Below are 1,035 nucleotides of genomic sequence, written 5' to 3' on the forward strand. Positions count from 1 at the left end.
GTGTCTGTGTCTGTGTCTGTGCTGGTGCTGGTGGGCCAGGTGGGGGTGGGTCCGTGGGTGTGGAGGGTGGCGAGGGTGGTGTGGAAGTGGGTGAGGGTGGGTCGGTCGCGGTGGAGGGTGGGGTGGACGGTGGTGTGGGGGTTTTGGGTGTGTTCGAGGGTTTCTTGGGTGGGGATGGTGAGGACGGGGTGGGGGCTGGTTTCGAGGTAGAGGGTGTGGCCGTTGTTGGCGAGGTTGGTGATGGTGGTGTGGTATTGGACGGTGTTTCGGAGGTTGGTGTACCAGTATTCGGGGGTGAGGGTGGTGGTGTCGGGGATGTGGGTGGTGGTGACGGTGGAGTAGAAGGGGGTGGTGGCTTGGTGGTGGGTGATGTTTTGGAGGGTGGTGAGGAGGGGTTCTCGGAGGGGTTCGACGTGGGGGGTGTGGCTGGCGTAGGTGACGGGGATGGTGCGGGTGAAGATGTTTTTCTGTTGGAGGGTGTGGGCGTATGCGGCGAGGTGGTGGGGGTTTCCGGCGAGGACGGTGGTGGTGGGGCTGTTGATGGCGGCGATGTGGATGTCGGTGTTGGGGGGGAGTTCTAGGTGGGTGTGGGGGAGGGCGACGGTGAGCATGGCGCCGGGGGTGGTGAGGGTGGTGATGAGGTGGGCGCGGTGGGTGATGATGTGGGCGGCGTCGTGGAGGGTGAGGATGCCGGCGGTGGTGGCGGCGGCGATTTCGCCTTGGCTGTGGCCGATGACGGCGGCGGGGGTGATGCCGTGGGTTTTCCAGAGGTGGGCGAGGCTGGTGAGGACGGCCCAGAGGAGGGGTTGGACGATGTCGACGCGGGCGAGTTGGTCGGGGTTGGTGAGGGCGGTGAGGGGGTTCCAGTCGATGTGGGGGGTGAGGGCGTCGGTGGCGGCGTGCCAGTGTTCGGTGAAGGTGGGGCTGGTGGCGAGGAGGTGGGTGGCCATGCCTGCCCATTGGGAGCCTTGGCCGGGGAAGATGAACACGGGTTGTTCGCTGCCGGGGTGAACATGACCGGTGGTCAGGACGCTG

General features: G+C 66.2%; 1 protein-coding gene. It reads right to left on the reverse strand.

Features of this window, described 5'->3' with window-relative positions; translation table 11 throughout:
• Positions 1–950, reverse strand: a 950-nt coding sequence (locus AC6EXY_RS33305; protein ID WP_499819033.1) for an acyltransferase domain-containing protein, incomplete at its 3' end; no start/stop codon positions are given.
• Positions 951–1,035 lie beyond the last annotated feature (85 nt).

The organism is Frankia sp. RB5, assembly GCF_059816245.1.